General features: G+C 53.8%; 16 protein-coding genes. 7 read left to right on the forward strand and 9 right to left on the reverse strand.

Annotated features, from left to right (window positions below; all coding sequences use genetic code 11):
* The first annotated feature begins 139 nt into the window (after nt 1-139).
* Nucleotides 140-547 (forward strand): NINE protein, encoded by a 408-nt coding sequence (locus ACTH3S_RS09200; protein WP_441808709.1) that lies wholly within the window; start codon nt 140-142, stop codon nt 545-547.
* Here the strand turns inward: ACTH3S_RS09200 and ACTH3S_RS09205 are convergent.
* The 3 genes from ACTH3S_RS09205 to nirB all read right to left on the reverse strand — a co-directional run bounded on the left by ACTH3S_RS09205 (nt 540) and on the right by nirB (nt 5,088).
* The gene (locus tag ACTH3S_RS09205; protein WP_441808710.1) at nt 540-1,937 is read right to left on the reverse strand and encodes a WS/DGAT/MGAT family O-acyltransferase; all 1,398 of its coding nucleotides are present in this window, start codon (nt 1,935-1,937) and stop codon (nt 540-542) included. The genes ACTH3S_RS09200 and ACTH3S_RS09205 overlap by 8 nt on opposite strands.
* A gap of 114 nt (nt 1,938-2,051) precedes the next feature.
* Nucleotides 2,052-2,420, reverse strand: a complete 369-nt coding sequence (gene nirD / locus ACTH3S_RS09210; RefSeq protein ID WP_441808711.1) for a nitrite reductase small subunit NirD — start codon at nt 2,418-2,420, stop codon at nt 2,052-2,054.
* A gap of 160 nt (nt 2,421-2,580) precedes the next feature.
* The gene (gene nirB, locus ACTH3S_RS09215) at nt 2,581-5,088 is read right to left on the reverse strand and encodes a nitrite reductase large subunit NirB (protein WP_441808712.1); all 2,508 of its coding nucleotides are present in this window, start codon (nt 5,086-5,088) and stop codon (nt 2,581-2,583) included.
* 483 nt (nt 5,089-5,571) lie between these two features.
* Here nirB and ACTH3S_RS09220 point away from each other — a divergent pair, with 483 nt between their 5' ends.
* Entirely contained in the window at nt 5,572-6,795 is a 1,224-nt protein-coding gene (locus ACTH3S_RS09220) for a nitrate- and nitrite sensing domain-containing protein (RefSeq protein WP_441808713.1), read from the forward strand.
* Nucleotides 6,796-6,846: 51 nt separating this feature from the next.
* Here ACTH3S_RS09220 and ACTH3S_RS09225 read toward each other — a convergent pair whose 3' ends face one another.
* The gene (locus ACTH3S_RS09225) at nt 6,847-7,545 is read right to left on the reverse strand and encodes a hypothetical protein (RefSeq protein WP_441808714.1); all 699 of its coding nucleotides are present in this window, start codon (nt 7,543-7,545) and stop codon (nt 6,847-6,849) included.
* Nucleotides 7,546-7,700: 155 nt separating this feature from the next.
* Between ACTH3S_RS09225 and ACTH3S_RS09230 the strand changes: the two genes are divergently transcribed.
* Genes ACTH3S_RS09230 through ACTH3S_RS09250 form a run of 5 tightly spaced genes read left to right on the forward strand, consistent with a single transcriptional unit; the run spans nt 7,701 to nt 15,916 of the window.
* Nucleotides 7,701-9,806 (forward strand): type I restriction-modification system subunit M, encoded by a 2,106-nt coding sequence (locus ACTH3S_RS09230; RefSeq protein WP_441808715.1) that lies wholly within the window; start codon nt 7,701-7,703, stop codon nt 9,804-9,806.
* A 1-nt stretch (nt 9,807) separates the two neighbouring features.
* On the forward strand, nt 9,808-11,034 hold the full coding sequence (locus ACTH3S_RS09235) for a restriction endonuclease subunit S (RefSeq protein WP_441808716.1): 1,227 nt from the start codon (nt 9,808-9,810) through the stop codon (nt 11,032-11,034).
* A gap of 54 nt (nt 11,035-11,088) precedes the next feature.
* On the forward strand, nt 11,089-11,709 hold the full coding sequence (locus ACTH3S_RS09240) for a type IV toxin-antitoxin system AbiEi family antitoxin domain-containing protein (protein WP_441808717.1): 621 nt from the start codon (nt 11,089-11,091) through the stop codon (nt 11,707-11,709).
* A gap of 48 nt (nt 11,710-11,757) precedes the next feature.
* Nucleotides 11,758-12,654: a nucleotidyl transferase AbiEii/AbiGii toxin family protein gene (locus tag ACTH3S_RS09245; RefSeq protein ID WP_441808718.1), complete on the forward strand. Its 897-nt coding sequence runs from the start codon at nt 11,758-11,760 to the stop codon at nt 12,652-12,654.
* The gene (locus ACTH3S_RS09250) at nt 12,647-15,916 is read left to right on the forward strand and encodes a type I restriction endonuclease subunit R (RefSeq protein ID WP_441808719.1); all 3,270 of its coding nucleotides are present in this window, start codon (nt 12,647-12,649) and stop codon (nt 15,914-15,916) included. The genes ACTH3S_RS09245 and ACTH3S_RS09250 overlap by 8 nt, the downstream gene beginning before the upstream one ends.
* 20 nt (nt 15,917-15,936) lie before the next feature.
* Here ACTH3S_RS09250 and ACTH3S_RS09255 read toward each other — a convergent pair whose 3' ends face one another.
* From ACTH3S_RS09255 to ACTH3S_RS09275, 5 genes are all read right to left on the reverse strand, one after another.
* Nucleotides 15,937-16,491, reverse strand: a complete 555-nt coding sequence (locus ACTH3S_RS09255) for a hypothetical protein (RefSeq protein WP_441808720.1) — start codon at nt 16,489-16,491, stop codon at nt 15,937-15,939.
* Nucleotides 16,492-16,560: 69 nt separating this feature from the next.
* The gene (locus ACTH3S_RS09260) at nt 16,561-17,079 is read right to left on the reverse strand and encodes an Hcp family type VI secretion system effector (protein WP_071267989.1); all 519 of its coding nucleotides are present in this window, start codon (nt 17,077-17,079) and stop codon (nt 16,561-16,563) included.
* A 204-nt stretch (nt 17,080-17,283) separates the two neighbouring features.
* A complete protein-coding gene (locus tag ACTH3S_RS09265) occupies nt 17,284-19,014 on the reverse strand; it encodes a protein kinase domain-containing protein (RefSeq protein WP_441808721.1) in 1,731 nt (576 codons plus the stop codon).
* A gap of 71 nt (nt 19,015-19,085) precedes the next feature.
* Complete coding sequence (locus tag ACTH3S_RS09270) at nt 19,086-19,934, reverse strand: formate/nitrite transporter family protein (protein ID WP_441808722.1); 849 nt, start codon at nt 19,932-19,934, stop codon at nt 19,086-19,088.
* A 301-nt stretch (nt 19,935-20,235) separates the two neighbouring features.
* On the reverse strand, nt 20,236-20,670 hold a 435-nt coding region (locus ACTH3S_RS09275; protein WP_441808723.1), incomplete at its 5' end, for an energy transducer TonB.

Genomic DNA, 20,670 nt, shown 5'->3' on the forward strand with positions numbered 1-20,670 from the left:
CTGAGCGCAGCGAGTTGTTTTTCCCAAGGAGAATAAACACCACCCGCCGGCCCGCCACTATGCTCGCAGGCCTTGTGGAAGAAACCGGCAGGCCCCATATTTGATAGAACGTTGCACTTAATTGTTATCGGAGCCCTATATGGCTAATCGACAGAATACCCACAGCGTCCTGCTGGGATACTTAATTTGGATCTTCGGGTTTCTTGGCTCCCATCGCTTTTATTACGGTAAACCCATCACAGGAACAATCTGGTTTTTCACATTAGGCTTGTTTTTCATCGGCTGGATTATCGACCTGTTCTTAATTCCATCCATGGATGCGGAAGCAGACAGCCGGTTCCGTGAGGGTGAAGTTAACTATAGCATTGGCTGGTTGTTACTGACCTTTACCGGTGTTTTTGGCTTGCACCGCTTGTACATGGGCAAATGGATCACCGGAATTATCTACCTGCTGACTGGCGGCCTGTTCCTGATTGGTATTCTTTATGATTTCTGGACGCTGAATGATCAAATTTCCGAGCGTAACGGCGAAGTGAAGTTCAGCTAACAGCACCCTGTTCCAGCTCCACTAGCCCGTCTTCCAGGTACTCCAGCATACGCTGCAGGCTAGGAAGCGTTCGGCGGCAGCCTATTAGCCCAAATTCTACCTGACCGTTGTAGCTGGTCAGTGTCATGTTCAGCGCCAAACGAGCCATCGCGATGGACACGGGGTACATGCCTTCCAGTTTGGCGCCGTTCCAGTAACGGACCTCTTTGGGCCCGGGCACATTGGATATCACCACGTTGAATGTCTGCCACTTAGGCGCCAGACCGGTTAGCAGATGAAACGCCGCTGGCGCCAGAGTTAGAGCGGTGTAGTTGACAATTTCTTCAGCCGACATGTGAGCGTAGCGGTCTTTCGCTTCCTGAATACCTTGGTGAATTTTTTGCAGCCGTGCGCCCGCATTGCTTTCATCCGTATGTAGGTTGGCCAGAATAACCCCCACCTGATTGCCTTCAGACTGGCCACCTTCAACACTGCCGTCTGCAGAACTCACATGCTTGCGCAGAGAAACAGGCACCATCGCAACGAGTGGTTTGGTTGGAAGCGCGTCCAGATTCATCAAAAAGGTACGCAGGGCGCTCGCGCACATGGCCGTAACCACATCGTTCACAGTGGCGCCGTAGGCATGGCAAACCGCTTTTATCCGCTTCAGAGAGTACGACTGGGCGGCAAAACGGCGGGAGCCGGTGATTTTCTGGTTCAGAATGCTGCGGGGTGCCTGAAAGAGCGAGTTGTAGGTAGCGTCTTTTCTGGCGGTGTTGATCGTGCGCAATAGTTCCCGCGTGACAGTCGGCACCGTACCCAACTGCTTTCCCGATATTCCCAGCAAATGGCTAATGCTTTGCCAGAGAGAAGGTTGGCTCACACCCTCGTGCCGCCCCGGGCGTGTTGATAAGTCCCAAATCGGTGGCATATTGCGCTTTGAGGGATCCGTGGACAACATTCTCTGGGTCATTCGCATAGCGGAAATGCCATCTACCAGTGAATGATGCACCTTGATGTAGAGAGCAAACTGCCTGTGGCCAACACCTTCAACAAGGTGAACCTCCCACAGGGGCCGCTCCCGATCCATAAGATGTGAGTGTTCGGTAGACACAAAAGTGAGCAGTTCACGGATTCTTCCGGGTGTAGGCAGAGCCTCGAAGCGGAAGTGATGCTCCAAATCCAGGTGGCTATCGTGCACCCAAACCGGTTGCGCCAGCCGACTGTTTAGGCGCCGATCAAACGGCGCCGTCACTCCCGTATTCTCGCGAAGCTGTTCGGCAAGCCTGGCCACGTAATCGTCCGGAGCATCCTCAGGAAACGAGAAAATCTGCAGCCCACCTACATGCATGGGTTGCTGACGCTTCTCCAACCAGAGGAAAAGCTGGTCGGTGGGGTTGAGGGGCTTCACGGGCAGCATCCTTTTTATAGGTGTTTTCGTGATCTTACCTCAGGTTGTCTGGCAGTGGGCGCCCCCAGGTAGATTCCGAGCCGTCAATATTGGTTGATGCCGCCTATTGTGTGGTTAAGCTGCCACGGCTGCCCTTTGACTTTCGGGAATTTTCAAGAGAATCCGATTGCCATCGAGGAGAACAGGGTAAGCTTTAACCATAACCGAATTATCTTCCTGGCAGGCACCGGTTTTCAGATTGAAATGTTGTTTATACAGCGGCGAAGCCACGACTGGCTCCCCTTTAAGATCCCCCGTGATACCACGAGCCAGAACATTGATGCCACTGAACGGATCGGTATGACTGATGGCAAACAGCGCCGGCAACCGGTGTGGCAGATAAAACACCGCCACCGGCCCGTCTTCCGTCCAAACCGCAATACCGGATTCCGGCACCAAATCTTCAACAGTACAAACCGCGTTCCAAAAAGTACGAGCTTTCATCTGTGTTCTCCTTGAATTTTCACTTTTCGATATTCCCGAGTTCGGTAAGCGAGGGGTGCGGGGTGCTTATCCTCTGGGAAAAACAACTCGCTACGCTCAGACATTTTTTCCCGGCGGATAAGCACCCCGTGCCCCTTGCGTCACAACAAAACCTCGAAGGCTACGCAGACGCCAAAACAGGCCGCCTCTGCCCCCGCTCAGTCGTCCACTGCTGCACCGGATCCTTCTGCTCCGGCACATTCACAAACTCGCGGAATCGCTTGCGCTTCTCCGGATCTTCCACCGCCGTTTTCCACTCACACTGGTAGGTATCTGCAATACCGTTCATGTGCTCCTCCAACTCCGCACAAATGCCCAGACTGTCTTCCAGAACCACCTGCTTCAGATAGTCCAGGCCACCCTCCAGATTCTCCATCCAGACACTGGTGCGCTGCAGTCGGTCGGCCGTACGTACATAAAACATAACCACCCGATCGATAGTGCGGATCAGTTCTTCATCGGAAAGGTCGGTGGCAAACAGATCGGCGTGGCGTGGACGCATGCCACCATTACCGCAGACATAAAGATTCCAGCCATTCTCCGTGGCGATCACCCCGAAATCCTTACTCTGAGCCTCGGCGCATTCGCGGGTGCAGCCAGACACAGCCATCTTGACCTTGTGCGGCGCGCGCAGGCCTTTGTAGCGGTTCTCCAGATGGATGGCCATGCCTACGCTGTCCTGCACGCCATAGCGGCACCAAGTGTTGCCAACGCAGGATTTCACCGTGCGCAAGGACTTGCCGTAGGCATGACCGGTCTCGAAACCAGCGGCAATAAGCCTCTCCCAAATTTCCGGCAACTCGCTCAAAGTCGCGCCGAAAAGGTCAACCCGCTGGCCGCCGGTAATCTTGGTGTACAAATCGTACTGTTTAGCCACTTCGCCTAGCACTATCAGCTTGTCTGGGGTGATCTCGCCACCGGGAATACGCGGTACGATGGAATAGGTACCGTTTTTCTGCATGTTGGCCATGAATGTGTCGTTGGTGTCCTGCAGCGGCACGTGGTCGGTGGCCAGGATGTGCTCGTTCCAGCAGGTGGCCAGAATAGAACCAACCGCCGGCTTGCAGATGTCACAACCAAGGCCTTTGCCATGCTGAGTGATCAGCGTGTGAAAAGTGCGGACGCCGTTAACCTTAACCAGATGAAACAGCTCCTGACGGTTGTATGGGAAGTGCTCGCACAGATCCGTGTTTACCTCCACTCCGCGCTTTTCCAGCTCGCAGTCGACCACATTCTTGAGTAGCGCAGTGCAGCCGCCACACCCCGTGCTGGCCTTGGTCTCGGCCTTAACGCCAGCAAGATCACAACAGCCGGCGTAAATAACGCCGCAAATATCGCCCTTGGTTACGTTGTGGCAGGAACAGATCGAAGCCGTCTCTGGCAGCGCGTCCGGTCCCAAGATCGGGGCGCCACCCTGGCCCTCCGGCAGGATCAGGGTTTCGGGATTGTCTGGCAGAGTAATCCCGTTTAGAGTGTATTGCAGCAACGTGTCGTAGTGACTGTTGTCACCCACCAGAATGGCGCCCAGCAATTTCTTGCCATCTTCGCTAATCACCATGCGGCGATAATGGCCAGCCTGCTCGTTGTTAAAGCGGATGTTGCGCGCACCAGGAGTCTGGCACTGAGCGTCGCCAATGGAGCCTACGTCGACGCCTAAGAGCTTGAGCTTGGTGCTCATGTCGGCGCCGGCAAAGGCTGCGTTGCTATCGTTGTTCAGAACCGAAACCAGGGTTCGGGCCATGGCATAGCCAGGAGCAACCAGGCCGAAAATGCGCTGGCTCCAAAGCGCACACTCGCCAATGGCATGAATGTATGTGTCTGACGTGGTGCACCGATCGTTAATGACGATGCCACCGCGCTCGCCTAATTCCAGGCCGCTGGCCCGGGCCAGGCCATCCTGCGGGCGGATACCGGCAGAAAATACAATCAGGTCGGTTTCCAGGTGGCTGTCATCGCTGAAGTTCATGCGCAGACGAGATTCCTCACCGGCAACGATGGCGGCAGTGGCTTTTTCGGTGTGAATCTGGACGCCCAATTCCTCAATCTTGTGACGCAGCAATGCGCCGCCGTCGGTGTCCAGCTGCACCGGCATCAGCCGGGATGCGAACTCCACCACGTGGGCCTGCAAGCCCAGACTCTTCAGTGCGTTGGCAGCCTCCAGGCCGAGCAGGCCGCCACCCACAACCACCCCGGACTTGCCTTCCTGGGCGCTGGCGCGGATGGCATCGAGATCTTCCAGGGTTCGGTATACGAAGCAGTGGGGGTTTTCCTGACCCTCAATGGGAGGCACAAACGGATAGGATCCGGTTGCCAGTACCAGCTCATCATAGCCATATTCACCCTTGGGTGTAGTGACCGTACGCTGGTCACGGTTCAGGGCGGTTACCGGCTCATTCAAACACAGCTGAACGCCTTGTGCCGTGTACCAGTCAGCAGTACTCATGGCGAGATCTGCGTGGGAGGATCCGGTGAAATATTCCGACAGATGCACCCGGTCATAGGCCAGTTGCTTCTCTTCACCAAACACCAGAATGTCGTAGTTTGAAGCGGCTGAGCTGGCGACAAATTGTTCCAGGAAATGGTGGCCGACCATGCCATTGCCAATAACGATCAGGGTTTTCTTGCTCATAGTGATGCTCTCTCTCCATGGCCACAGACGATCAATGTAGGTTCTATTTTTTGGATCCTCTCTGCTTCTTCGCCCCTTTTAAAACCAAAAAAGCCGGAGCATCTCGTCCCATAAGGAAGTTGATGATCCGGCGCCAATGCCAACAATAGTAATCTGATAGGTCGGCCGAATCCTTGGCCAGGATCTTCGTCCTTAAGTTTTATTAAGCGATGATCGTGCCAGTTTTAAATAATATTTAAATACAGTGGTTTACCATAAATTTTATCGGTGTTTCGTTGAGGGACGTGGCCTTTTTGCCCTTTGCCGGGGCAGGTTGCACGACTTTGAGGCTTTTTTGCTGGCGTGGTAATTGCTCAGATTTTCTGTAACGCCATTGTCTGGCCACATGCCCGGAGCCTTGAAATGAATGTCAGTAGGTATCGACATATCTCTGCCCAATCCTCAGCTAAGGAATACTTGATCGCATCCAGACGATGTGAGCTTATGAACCTCCAATACTTTTTACAGATGGGGAAGCTGGTACAGAGCATCAGCAACCTTGTGCATGGACTGCAGCGGGAACGAGGCGCATCTAATATTTTTCTGGGGTCGGGTGGTGAAAAGTTTGGCTCGGAGCGAAAGGCAATCGCCGCGGAATCGGCACGCTTATGTATCGTTTTCGAGCAGGCTCTGGCTGAGATCCATGAAGAGCTGACGACTCATCCAGTCAGTAGTCACCTGCTGGCCCATATCGCCAGTGCTCTTCACGGGTTGGAGAGCTTGGCGGAGCTACGATCGAGAATGAAAACCCGAGCAGTGTCGGTGTCAGAGGCAACGGAATCCTACGGCCTGCTCATTCATCGATTGATTGCCGTGGTTTTTGAGGCGGCGGATACCGCAGTAGATCCTTCGCTTGCACGTTTGCTGGTGGCCATGGTGCATTTGATGAACGGCAAGGAGTTTTGTGGTCAGGAACGTGCAACTGGCTCCGTCGGGTTCTCCAGTGGCAGCTTTGATATTGCACAGGCTCAGCGCATGACGCACCTTGTTGAAGCACAGGAGCGGTGTTTTGAAGTGTTTCTCGGGTTTGCAGACGAGCAAAGCCGTTGGCAGTTGCAGAGGCTTCTTACAAATGAGAGAGAAAAGGAAATCGGGCGCCTTCGGCAGTTCGGATGTTCGGTTGGCCGCTATAAGCGATTGGCTTCGGAGCTTGCCGATCACTGGTTTGCGCTGATGAGTGAGCGTATGGATGAGCTTAAAAAGGTGGAAGAGTCGGTGGAAGGCCGCTTTCATGGGCGTTGCGTAGAACGGTATGCTGAGGCCCGGAGTTCGTTGGCGCATCACGAGGCACTGATTGCTTCACTCGATCAGCCAGAAAATCCAGCGCAACCCCTATTGGTTCTGTGTGAATCAAACCGTAACGGAGAGCCCCAGCCAGGTAAAACTTGGGACAGTGATGGTGTTGGGCAGCAGTTTGGACGGTCGATTTTTGACCTTGTGCGAGAGCAGTCGCGCCGGCTTCAACAGATGAGTGAGGACTTACAAAGTGCCAAGGAAGCACTGGAGGATCGGAAAACCCAGGAAAAAGCGGTTTTGTTGCTGATGGGCCACCGCGGAATTAATAATGATGAGGCCCATCGGGTTCTGCGAAAGCTGGCTATGGATCAGGGTAAGAAGCTACCTGAGGTTGCCCGGGCACTGGTGTCGATGGCTAATGTGCTGAAATAGACAACCGGCTCACACCCGCGCCGCCAGAATGATGTTGTTTCCGTGCTTGCGTCAGTGTGCCCTGCGCAGCATCGAAATGGGGACGCGGTAGCGTCGACCTCGGAATTGCCCTGTCCCGTCCACAGTGCACGTTTTCCGGTTGACTCGGATGATCTCTCCGTGAAACTCCCTGGCACCTGAGTCGAAAACAACCGTGTCATCCACTTGCCAGGGCGAAGGCTGGAGCGCCGGATCGGGAAGTTGGAAAGGCACACTGGATAACGGAACCTGGTATTCACTGGCCCGATTCGCCAGTGCCTCCCGAGTTGTTTTTGCACTACCACTTTCATGCAGTTCATCAAGTATGTTGTAAAAATGCCGGTTATGAACCGAACCGCGATATCTTTGCCCCGCACTGTGTTGCAACAAATGCGCGAATTCGTGACAGCAGGTGTGCGCCAACAGGTTAAGAGCGCTCAGCTCACCGTCGAAATAACCCCGCTTGAGAATCTCCCGGCTGGAGAGCCAGCCACTCGCCGTATCAGCCTGGTGTTTGGCCTGAATCATGCGAAGACCGTAAGTAATCTGATGCTGTTGATACTGCGGTTCAAAACGATGATAAGTCGCCTGCCCGGAGCCCACCCGGCACACCAGAGTGCTGCCAGATGCCCGTTGCTGGACCCAGCCTGCGGCGGGTTGCCAGAGAATCTGTTCGGTAACAGTGCACATCAGTTCGCCGAGCTTGCGGGCTTGAGATTTCGAATCGCTCATATCAATTGAAGGGCTACACGCCTCATGGTATGGGTAATAGATTTCAACAAGAATAACGTTCGAATAGCGTGTTTGCTATGGCTCACCCGTTCAATGTTGTTTAGAGTCTCCTCCACATTTTGTGTAGTGGTTGTTTCAGGAGATGCCTTTCCGCCATGAATGCCGAACAGCTCAAACAGCTTGAAGACGACCTTTGGTCCGCTGCCGATAACCTGCGTGCCAATTCCGATCTCAAATCCAGCGAATACGCCACACCCGTATTGGGGCTAATCTTCCTGAAATTTGCGGATAATAAATACAAGCGTGCCGAGGCAGACATCACCAAGGAGTTCGCGAAACTTAAAGGCACTCGCCGTGAAAAGCCGATCTCGGAAATCGCCATCCAGAAATGCGGCTTCTACCTTCCGGACCACGCTCGCTACCACTACCTGCTTGGGCTGCCAGAGCAGGAAGACCTGGCCAAAAAAATCAAACAGTCCATGGAAGCCATCGAGGAATATAAACCCGAGCTGGATGGTATTCTTCCGAAGGATGAATATGTCGCGCTCACCCGCACCAGCAATACCTTGCTGGCGGAATTGCTGAAAACCCTTTCCAACATTCCGCACGATGCCAACGGTGATATTTTCGGCAAGATTTACGAATTCTTCCTCGGTAAATTCGCCCTGAGTGAAGGTCAGAAAGGCGGCGAGTTTTTCACACCTCCCTCGGTCGTTAAACTGATGGTGGAAATCATTGAGCCTCACCATGGCACCGTATACGACCCGGCATGTGGGTCGGCCGGGATGTTTGTGCAGTCCCAGCATTTTGTGGAGCGCCATCGCAGGAAGCTGGATGAGCTGGGCGCGACTCACGACGAAGACCAGCTCTACGTTTACGGCCAGGAAAAGACCCTGGACACCGTCAAGCTGGCCAAGATGAACCTGGCTGTCAACGGCCTGCGGGGCGAGATACGCCAAGCCAACAGTTACACCGAAAACCCCTTTGATGGCTTCGGCAAGTTCGACTTCGTGCTGGCCAATCCGCCGTTTAATGTGGATGACGTCCCTTTGGCCGCCGTGGAGGACGACCCACGCTTCCATACTTACGGCTTGCCTCGTAAGAAAACCAAGGCCAAGGCCAGCGAACAGGGGAAGGAAACGGTTCCCAACGGCAACTATCTGTGGATCAACCTGTTTGCTACCTCCCTTAAGAACAATACGCCGGACAGCGGCCGGGCGGCGCTGGTCATGGCCAATTCCGCCTCCGATGCCCGCCACAGCGAAGCAGACATTCGCCGCACCCTGATTGAGAACAACCTGATCTACGGCATGCTCACCCTGCCGTCCAACATGTTCTACACGGTTACCTTGCCGGCAACTCTCTGGTTCTTTGATAAGAACAAGCAGGACGACCGCATTCTGTTTATCGATGCCCGCAACATCTTCACTCAGATCGACCGTGCCCACCGGGAGTTCAGCGAGGAACAGATCCAGAACATCGCCACCATCAGTAAACTGCACAAAGGCAAGCGGGCCGACTTCATCCGATTGGTAGACAGCTACTTCCGCAAGGGCATAGACCAACTGCTGGTGAACCGGGAAAGAGTGGAGCCGGTCAGCGAGCAGTTACTGGAGGTGCTGGATGACGCCCAAGGCAAACAGGCAGTGGGCGAGCTGGTCAGCCAGTGGCAGGGCCTCAAAGCGTTGAAGCAAGCCAATGATGACTACACAGAGGCGGCCGATCTGCACCTGACTGCACCGGGTGCTGTTGAGGCTGCCAACCGTAAACAGCAGGAACTCAGGGCGAAATTTGATCCCTTTTTCCAGCAATTGCACACAGGCCTTAAGCAACTGGACAAGGTGGTGCGTCAGCATGAAAAGGCCAGGGCTGAAGACGCCCGAAAAGCCGGTAAGCGCACCACCACCGACCGCAATGCTCGCCGCCTGAAGGAAGCTCTGGAAGAATTGCACAAGGAAGTCCGCAGCGCCGAGAGCTGCTATCAACATATCTACTGGTTGCAGGAACGTTTCCCGAATGCCGAGTACGAGGATGTGACTGGCCTGTGCAAATTGGCCACTCCGGAGGAGGTGAAAGAGCAGGATTACTCGCTGAATCCTGGGCGGTATGTGGGGGTTGTGATTGAAGAGGATGGGAAGACTGAGGAAGAGTTCACTGCCTCTTTGCTTGCGTGTGCAGATGAGTTAGAAGCCTTGAACTCGAGCTCTGATCAAAATCGGAGTGTCATTGCCAATAATCTGAAAATGTTGTTGGGGGACTAAAATGGCAAATCGAAAGCTCGGCGATGTTTGTGAGTTTATCAATGGTGGGGCATGGAAGGAGTCTGAGTATTCAGATAACGGGATACATGTTGTCAAAGTGACCAATATAGTGGCTGGCGAGATAGTGAAACGCCAGGATGATAGTTATTTACCTGATTCTAAACATGATAAATACCAAGCGCATGAGTTGAGGGAGGGTGATATCGTGGTTGCGACGGTTGGTTCGCATCCAACTCAGCCTGGATCTGTCGTGGGAAGGACGACGAGAGTAAATCACACCTTTGCTGGCTCGTTTCTTAATCAGAATGCTGTGTGTCTGAGATTCCCACAAGCTGGGGAAATATGCTTGGAATATTTTGCGTATCTCACGAAGACGATCTTATTCAAGCATCACATTGAGTCACGGGCGAAAGGTAGCGCGAACCAGGTCCGGATGGGGATCGGAGAGCTAAAAAAATACGAGCATAACTTTCCAGCGCTCTCAATACAGAACAGAATCGCTGCAATACTGAGGGCCTACGACGATCTGATCGAAAACAATAAACGCCGCATTACTCTGCTGGAAAACATGACCGAGGAAATCTACCGCGAGTGGTTTGTGCGATTCCGGTTCCCTGGGTGGCAGAAGGCGGAGTTTGAGAAGGGGCTTCCAGTTGGCTGGCCGGTAAAGAAGCTTAGTGACATCTTGTCCCTACAGTATGGGAAAGCTCTCAAAAACGAGGACCGCCTTGAAGGCGCGGTTCCTGTTTATGGCTCTAGTGGTGTCGTTGGTTTCCACAATGAAGCCTTTGTTCAGCGACCGGGGATAATTGTAGGTCGAAAGGGGAATGTGGGCGCTATTCACTGGTCAGACGTTGCCTTTTATCCAATCGATACGGTGTACTTCGTTGAATCTGACTTGAGCGAACATTTCTTGTACTACCTCCTGCATTCAGTCAACTTTATAAACAACGATGCAGCCGTGCCGGGGTTGAATCGAAAACAGGCATACTCAAATCAAGTGCTTGTCCCGGATGGCGCTCTGATTGACCAATTCGAGAGTCTGGTGAAGCCGCTCTACGAACAGAAAAAAACTCTGACTACGATGAACGACAATCTAGAGAAAACCAAAACCCAACTCCTCCCTCGCCTGATCTCCGGTAAACTCTCCGTGGAAGGTCTGGATATCCAGTTCCCGCCCTCCATGCAGAGCGACAAAACGGAAAGCTCAAACGAAGCCGTTGCTTGAACCCACAGCAGTAATCAGACAAACTGTCACCAGATATCAATAAGTGGTGACAGTTTGTCTGAGTCTGATTCTACCCGGTCTTCCCGGGTGCAACTCCAATCCTTGTTCCGCCAGCACGGCGGCCAGCTCCGCCTGAGCGAGGCGCTGGCCCAGGGCATCAACCGGTACCAGTTCTATCAGCTCCGGGATGAGGGGCTGATTGAGCCGGTCAGCCGGGGCCTATACCGGCTGGCGGATCTGCCGCCCATTGAAAACCCGGATCTGGTCGCCGCCGTTACCCGCTTTCCCCATGCGGTGCTGTGCCTGATTTCTGCGCTGGACTGGCACGGCATCACCACGCAGATTCCCCATCAGGTGCACCTGGCTGTCGAACGCGACGCTCGCCTGCCGGTTCTGGATTATCCTCCGGTAGCGGGTTACCGGTTCTCCGGGCGGGCATTTAGTGAAGGCATAGTACAGGCGACGGTCGACGGCATCACACTGCAGGTCTACAACCCGGAGAAAACCCTGGCGGATTGCTTCAAGTTCCGCAACCGCATTGGCGTGGATGTGGTGCTGGAAGCCCTGGAACTCTACCGCACCCGCAAAACCTTCCGGCCAGGCAAACTGATGGAATACGCCAGGATCTGCCGGGTTGCTAATGTGATGGCACCCTATGTGGAAGCCAAGCTGTGAATAGAGTCAGGTTCTTAATGGAATAAACAAACGTGAAAGGAGTTCACTATGGCCAAAAATGTCGCCGTGTCTGTTCGTCAGAAGCTGTTGAATAAATCCAGGGAAGAGAAGCGCCCCTTTCAAGAACTGTTGCAGTATTACGCGATGGAGCGGTTTTTATACCGGCTGAGCCAGTCGCCCCATAACCACTGTTTCACCCTCAAGGGCGCGCTGATGCTTTGGGCCATGCAGGGTCCGAACAGCCGCCCGACCCGGGATATCGACATGCTGGGCGAGACCAGCAATGAGCCTGAGGCGATTCTGACGCAAGTTCGTGATGTGATTGCTGCGGACGTTGTCGATGATGGCCTGCGCTTTGATCCGGACACTCTGAAAGTGGATAGCATTACCGAAGATGCCGATTATCAGGGGCTGAGAGTGACCTTCACCGGTTTTCTCGATAAGGCCAGAATTCCGATGCAACTGGACATCGGATTTGGCGACCCGGTTTTTCCCTTTCCCTCCTGGCTGGAGTTCCCGGCCTTGCTGGATTTTCCCGCCGCCAGAATTCAGTGCTACTCACCTGAGTCTTCCATCGCTGAGAAGTTTCAGGCGATGGTGAACCTTGGCGAACTGAACAGTCGGATGAAAGACTTTTATGATATCTGGCTGCTCTCGCGCCAGCATGAGTTCAGATTGGAAAATCTGATGGGTGCGGTTGAACGCACGTTCCAGACACGCGGAACGGAAATCCCTGGAACCAGTCCCTTTTCTGCCGCTTTTGTAGACAGCAAGCAGCCACAATGGCAGGCTTTCCGTAAGCGCCTTGGCCAGCCCCATGCGCCAGAAGCGTTCGTAACGGTGGTGATTGAATTCGTTGCGCCTGTGATGGCAGGTAAGGCTGCGGATGCCCCCGAGCAAATCTGGCACCCACCCGGTCCATGGAGTCGGCAGGCCGATGGCTAGTTTTATTTCCGAAGACAACATTGAGCAGGCGCTGTTGCAGCGCCTCCAGCATATTCACGGTTTTAACGTGCTGGATTGCTATACCGCAAAGCCGGAAGACCTGAGCGACGGCTCTCACCGGGCCGACAAGCGGGATGTAATCTTCCCGCTCGAGTTGAAAAAAGCCTGCCTCGAACTGAACCCCCGCATCCCTGAAAACAAGATCGATGAAGCCATTGAGCGGGTGATGAACCGGCGCACCGCCATGTCGCCGATTGCCGCTAACCGGGAACTGTATGATTTCATCCGGGATGGGGTGCCGGTTCAGTTTGATGATGAGAAAGGCTTTAAACAGCATGAAAAGGTGCAGCTGATTGATTTTGATGATCCGAAGCAGAACCGCTGGCTGGCGGTCTCCCAGCTTTGGATAAAATCCGTGGGTCAGGCTCCCAAGGGTGCTTACCGTCGTCCCGACGTGATTCTCTACATCAATGGCCTGCCATTGGTGTTCGTTGAGCTGAAAAACTCCAATGTGAAGCTGCGGAATGCTTATGAAGACAACCTTCGCAGTTACCGGCACGACATACCGCAACTATTCCACACCAACGCCTTCTGTATTCTCTCGAATGCCCTCGAAACCCGTGTGGGCAGTTTTACGGCAGGCTGGGAACATTTCTTCAACTGGTTCCGTGTGGAGAACGAAAAGGAACCAGTAGATCGCAAGAAAATTTCTGAACAGGCAACCAGTCTGGAGCATGCAGCAGACGGTGTCTGCGAGCCTTCCCGATTATTGGACTACATCGAGAACTTTGTGCTGTTTCACAAAGGCGAAACCAAGATCATCGCCCAGAACCACCAGTTCCTCGGGGTTAATAACGCCTACGATCGTTTCCTGAACCGCGGCGAACACGACGGCAAGCTGGGGGTGTTCTGGCACACCCAGGGCTCGGGCAAGAGCTTTTCGATGATTTTCTACGCCCGTAAGATTTTCCGGAAAGCCACGGGCAATTTCAGCTTCGTGGTGGTCACCGACAGGCAGGATCTGGATGGGCAGATCTACCGGAACTTCCTCAACACCGAGACCGTTCGCAAGGAGGATGTTGCGCAACCGGCGAACGCCGAGGAAATGCGCAAATTTCTGGGGCAGAACAAGAAGGTGGTTTTCACCCTGATCCAGAAATTCCGCTACGACAAGGGCCGAAAGTATCCACAGCTGTTCGATCCGGAAAAGGAAAACCGGGAAGTCATAGTGATGGTGGATGAAGCTCACCGTACCCAGTACAAGAATCTGGCGGAGAACATGCGGGCGGGCCTGGCGGGTGCTCACTTCCTCGCCTTCACCGGTACGCCTCTGCTGGGCCGGGATCGCAAGACCAATAGCTGGTTTGGTGATTATGTATCCGAGTACAACTTCCAGCAGGCCATGGAAGACAATGCAACGGTGCCGCTTTTTTATGAGAAGCGCGTGCCAAAGGTTCTGATACAGAACGATGATCTTGGGGATGAGTTTTACGAGCTTCTGGAAGACGAAGATCTGGAGGATGCCCAGCAGGAAAAACTGGAGAAGAAGTACGCCCGGGAACTGGAAGTTATCAAGAGGGACGACCGGCTGGATACCATTGCCAGAGACATCGTTTATCACTTCCCCCGCCGTGGTTATCTGGGCAAAGGTATGGTCATCACTCTGGATAAGTTCACCGCCGTGCGAATGTACGACAAAGTACAGCAGCACTGGAAGGACGAACAAAAACGGTTGCTGAAGCTGATCAAGGAATCCACAAACGAGATCGAGAAAGCACGTTTCAAGAAGATCCGGGATTACATGAAAACGGTCGAGATGGCCGTGGTAATCAGTGATCCCAAAGCCGATGAAGAGAGGTTTGAGCGCCAGGGGCTGGATATCAAACCCCACATCAAGCGCCTGGAACAGCTTGATGAACACATGCACGATGTGGAATACAACTTCAAAGACCCGGAACACCGACTGCAACTGGTGTTTGTGTGTGCCATGTGGCTGACCGGGTTTGATGCACCCACGGTATCAACCCTGTACCTCGACAAACCCATGAAAGGCCACTCCCTGATGCAGACTATCGCCCGGGCCAATCGTGTCGCTTCATATCGGATCAAGGGTCACAGCGGCGATCTGGTGGAAAAAAAGAACGGCGAGATCGTTGATTACTACAACGTGTTTCGCAACATGCGTAAGGCGCTGAAAGACTATGCGCAAGGAGGGGATGGCGAAGCAGCGCCGGTTCAGGAGAAGTCAGAACTCGTTAAATTGCTGGATGATGCTGTTTCCCAAACGCTGGCGTTTTGTCGAGAGCGCGAGATTGAGATGGAAGCGGTCTTCGAGAAACGGGGTACGTTCAAGAATATCGGTTTCTTTAACAAGGCGGCGGATACCCTGTTAAGCAATGAAGAATGGCGGAAGCAGTTCAACGTCTATGAAAATACGGTGACCGCCTTATACGAGGCATGCAAACCGGAAATTTTTCAGCAGCATGACAACCTGCGGATTGCTGCAATCCAGTACCTGCGGGGCGTTGTGGATGCCCTGGTGGAGCAGGCGGACATTGATGAGGTTAGCCAGAAGATCTCCGAGCTATTGGATGAAAGCGTGGTGGTGGACAACGCAGAAGCGTTTAGCATCAAGGACCACCGGGCGGAATACGAAATCGTCCAGAAAGGACAGGGTTGGGACCTGAGCAAGATCAATTACGACAAGCTTCGGGAAGACTTCAAGAAAGCTGAATACAAGCACATAGAAATCGCAGAGCTTCGCGCGTTTATTGATGACAAGCTGCAACAGCTTCTGGAACAGAATCACACCCGCACGGACTTTGCTCAGCGGCTTCAGGAAATTATCGACAAATACAATTCCGGCAGCTCATCTGCTGATGCATATTTTGAAGATCTGGTTGAGTACGTTGGTAACCTGCGGGAAGAATCCGAGCGCCATATTCGGGAAGGGCTGACGGAAGAAGAGTTGGAAGTCTATGACCTGCTCAAGAAAGACAAGCTTACCAAGCCGGAAGAGCAGAAGGTCAAGTTGGCAGCCAAGGATCTGATTATCCGGTTACTGGAAGGGCACCCCAAAGTACTGGTTCAGGACTGGTGGAAAGATGGCCAGACCCAGCGGGCTGTTAAGGCCGCCATTGAAGAGGTTTTGGATAAGGATCTTCCGGAAAGCTATGACCGCGTGGCGTTCAAGGAGAAGTGCGACAATGTGTTTGAACTGGTGGTGGAGTTTGCGGCTAGTGGTCGGAAGTGGGTGGCGTAGAACTGGGCCGCAGAAAACCGTCAAATACCGGGCGATATTGTTCCCGCAATTTTATCAAACTCTTCTTCCGGAAAGCTGAAAATAAGGATGGAGCCGGGGTGCTCCTCGCTGAATAAATAGCCGGTCAGATAATTACGATACTTCGCGGAAAACCCTCTGAACCCTGATGAAAAGCTCAGTGAATTTGTTTCAACGGTCTCTGATTCAGAGCTGGATCTGAGTTTGCTCAGAAAGTCGGATGTTGAAGAAATATCTTCGGGTACGGGTTCGACTCGAATGAATCCGATGGCTTTTCCATTGCGAAAGAAGGATGTGTCGTTCTCGTCGATACGCACAGCATCAAATAAAGATGATTGAACTGATACCGCGTAATCCTGACTGGGTGAAAACGATATTGGCTGGGTTGATGCGCAGCCGGAGAGAATCAAAGCGAGTATGACGGTTGCTATGAGCTCCAAGGTTTCGAACGTTATGCTACCCGCATGAAAACGGTTAGCGATGCGCTCATTGTAAAAAGCAGTGACTATTGCTTGAACCGCAGCGACGTCTTCGTCAGCTAAATTAGCGTTGCTCACTACCAATTTCCTTTTGATAGGTGGAAAAAAGAGAGGGCCGTGGCCCCCTCTTTGACATCAAAGCGTAAATTACGCCTCGATTGGCGAACGCCAGTCGTCTGCACCGGAAGTGCCGGCAACAGTGTGTTCCCAGGTCACTTTGCGATAGGACACGGAAACCGTAACCAGCTGTGTGAAATCAGCGCTGGCGTTATCCTGGCAGTGTGGCATGTTGCAGTTGATGTCGATGATGGTGGCATCTTCCAGAATGGTAGAGAAGAAGTGCTCTTGCTTGCCCTCTACAGAGGTGCGGTACCACTTCAGCTCAACTTTCGGCAGCATTTCGCCGGAAGCCAGAGCGTTGTACATCAGGGGTGTCGCTTTGTTCAGTGCGGATGTGAACTTGAATGGCTTGTGTACACGCTGGCCGGAAGGCTGGCCGGACTGGGGATCTGTAGGAACGGTGACAACGTGGCTGAATTCCTGAACCAGCACTTCGTCTTCGTGACCTTCAACGTAGATGTTACCAACGGAATCGGATGTAAATGCACCAGCGGTGATATTGCCCTGGGTTTTACCTTCGATAGAGATATAACAAGGGGTTGGCATAGTCTGCTCCATGACGTTTAAGTGAATATTCGTCCCCGGGGTGTTCCCTGGACGTGTTTACTTAATACAAGGGGCGTGCCAACGTAATAAAACACTTCAAAAACAACAAAGTAATATATTTTTTGGTGGTGTTCCAAAGCTATAAGCAAACCCTTGCTTGGCAAGCGGGCGAGCTTTTGCTGGCGGGGCAATAAATTGCCCGGGTCACGAACGATAAGCGAACGACAGCATTAGGGCGAGCAGCAACAGAGCCGACAATCCCTGCCAGAAGCGTACCGGGTGGCGTTCGATAAGAGGTTTTTTGTGCTGCTTGTGCCAGTGATGACTGGGCTGGCGCAGATCAAACAGGAATTCGGACAGGGCCGGGTAGCGTTTGTGAGGTTCCGGATGCAGGGCCCGGGCAAGAGCCTCATCAGCCCAGCCTGGTAGATCTTCTCTGTACAGGCGGGCGGGATGATAGCTGAGTCGACGCAGCTGGCACTGGTTGCGAATGCCGGGCACGCGGGTACCGTAGGGCAGTTGGCCGGTCAGCAGTTGATAGGCGATTACGCCAAGCGAAAACTGGTCAGCCTGCCAGCTTGCGGGCTCTCCCAGAAAAGTCTCCGGTGCGCTGAAGAGCGCCGCGCCCCGGGGCCACGTGGGTTCGTCATGTTCCCGAAGTTCCTGCAGGCCGGCAATGCGGGTGGCGCCGAAGTCGATCAACACCACGGTGCCTTGACTGTCGATCAGAATATTTTCCGGTTTCAGATCCTGATGTACCATTTCCAGCCGATGAAAAGCCCTCAGCCCGCGGGCTATCTGTTCCACCAGCTGGCGCACGGTTTCCAGACTCGGTTTAGGGTTGTCCAGCAACCACTGTTTAAGGCTGATTCCCTGCACGTATTCGGTGGCCAGGTACAGGCAGCTGCGTTGCCGTTCAGGAGCAAAGGAGCGCACCACATGGGGGCTGTTGATGCGCTGGGCTACCCATTGTTCGGTGGCGAAGAGGTCCAGCGCTCTTGGGTCCTGCTGCATTTCCATGGCCGGTACTTTCAGGGCAATTTGTCGGTTGCTGGCCTGGTCTACAGCCAGATAGACATGGCTGCGGCTGCTGGCATGAATCTGGCGAAGAATCCGGTAGTCGTCCAGCAGCTGCCCCGGCACCAGTTCCGGGGTAAACGGCAGTTGGTGAGCGTCCCGGGTGATTTCTTCATTGCTTTTGCTGGAGGGGATCGTGTCTACCCGCACAATTTGTGCACTCAAGTTGTCTTTGCTGCCATTGGCGAGCGCAGCTGTAATCAGCTGCCGGGCGGCAGTGTCCAAATCATCGCCGGACTCGTGAATGATTCCTGCGATGTCACGTTCCGGCAGGTGTTCGTATACGCCATCGGTCGCCAGCACAAAGGTATCACCTGGCCAAACCGGAGCGGTCAGGTAATCAAGATCCAGTTGTGAGTTCAGGCCCATGGCCCGGTTCAGGCAGCTGTCATCCCGGGACAGCCAGACCCGGTGGTCGGTGGTCAGTTGTTCCAGTAAGTGGCCCTGTAACCGATAAATGCGAGCGTCTCCCACATGAAAGAGGTGGGCGGTGGCAGATTTCAGGATCAGCACACTGAGAGTGCAAATGTAACCTCGATCCTGATCGTACCGGTATTGGCTTTGCCGGGTCTGAGCATGCAGCCAGGCGTTGTTTGCTCGCAACACTCGGTGAGCGGACTGTTTGACCGACCAGCTATCCGGCGTTGAGTAATAGTCGCTGAAAAAGCCTGCCACCGCAGACTCACTGGCAATCTGGCTGACGTTGCTGGAGCTGATTCCGTCGGCGACGGCCACGGCGATGCCCTTGGACCGAAGCTGGTGATTGTCTGGAATCATCAGGCCGTGAAAGTCTTGGTTGACCGGCTTTTGGCCTTTGTCCGAGTGCTGGCCCGTGGTAACGGAAAGCTGGGTGGTCATGGGTTTCTTTGCCTCAGACAACGGCACAAAGCCCGGGGTGCGGCTCCGAGCTTTGTGCCTGCTTCAATCGTTTAGTTGGAGCGGGCTATTCCACCATTGTTGTAGGCGGCGGCCAGGGTGCGCTTGGGTGCTGTACGTACGTGAGTGGCGTACAGGGTGAGTCCGGTAAACGACAGGCCACCCACCAGGTTGCCCAGTACGGTCGGGATCTCGTTCCAGACAACGTAGTCCATGATGGAGAACTCGCCGCCCATCATCAGTGCAAACGGGAACAGGAACATGTTGACGATAGAGTGCTCAAAGCCCATATAGAAGAACAACATGATCGGCATCCACATGGCGAGCACCTTGCCCGATACTGTGGTTGAAATCATGGCGCCAACCACGCCCATAGAAACCATCCAGTTGCACAGCACAGCGCGCAGAAAAATTGTCATCCAGCCGGCAACCCCGTATTCGGCATAACCCAGGGTGCGGGCCTTGCCTACGCTGGCGATCTTGTCGCCAACCGCGCCTGGGTCGGCATTGAAACCATAGGTGAAGATAAAACCCATGATCACAGCCACTGTCAGTGCGCCACCAAAGTTGCCCAGAAACACCCAGCCCCAGTTGCGCAGAATACTTCGGGTATCAACCCCAGGCCGTTTGTCTAGCAGGGCCAGTGGGGTAAGCATGAAGACCCCGGTGAGCAGATCAAAGCCCATCAGGTAGATCATGCAGAAACCTACCGGGAATAGAATCGCCCCGATCAGCGGGCTGCCGGTCTGAACGGCTGCAGTAATGGCAAATACCGCAGCCAGAGCCAGAATGGCGCCGGCCATAAAAGCCCGGATCAGTACATCCCGGGTGGCTGTGTAGATTTTTGATTCACCGGCGTCCACCATTTTGGTAACGAACTCCGAAGGCATGATGTAAGACATAGCGTAATCCCTTGGGCTTTCCTGGCTGTCTTTTGACAGGCGAAAAAAAACGGCATCGCTCACAGGCTACCGTTGATTGGTAGGTGCAAGCAGACGCCGTCGTCTGAAACAAACTTGAGTGTGGGCAGACAATTAAGATCTGCTGATTAAGTCCCAGCAGGCACCGTGCCAGTCTTGAGGGTTTTTCACAAAACCCTTTTTATTCAATGAGTAATGCGGGGGAAGACAATAAGGGTTGATTGGGGCAGAACGGGTTTTCCCGCACCGCCTCAGTGCGATTTGTGCTGCTATGGTGCGAAATTCAGCGCAGGCTAAACCTGACGGGCAAGGCGTAGCTGAAGGTGCGGCCGGACATGTCATCGGGCACAGGAGGTAGCGGAACAGCTTGCTCCAGCATGGCAAGCGCTGCTTTATCTAGCAGGGCGTGGCCGGATTCGGTGCGTAGGCTGTGGTCGACAAGCGATCCGTCCCGGCGGAACTCGAAAGTTATAACCGGAGCGCCCTCCTGTCCTAGCCTGCGGGCTCGACGGGGGTATTCATAAAAACGGGAGAGATGCCTGCTGAGTTGTGCCAGGTACTCATCGACAGCTGAGGGGTTGCCCGCATTTTGCAGGGGCACTGAAGACTGAGACTGAGCCTCCCCGTTGTCTTCTGCCAGCTCTTGCGTGTCGCTGGCGGAAGCCTCTGCAGGAGAAGTGTCTGTCTGCTGTTCTGGTGTTGCTTCCGGCGTCTCGGG

It is taken from the genome of Marinobacter sp., from assembly GCF_052094685.1.
Classification (GTDB): domain Bacteria; phylum Pseudomonadota; class Gammaproteobacteria; order Pseudomonadales; family Oleiphilaceae; genus Marinobacter.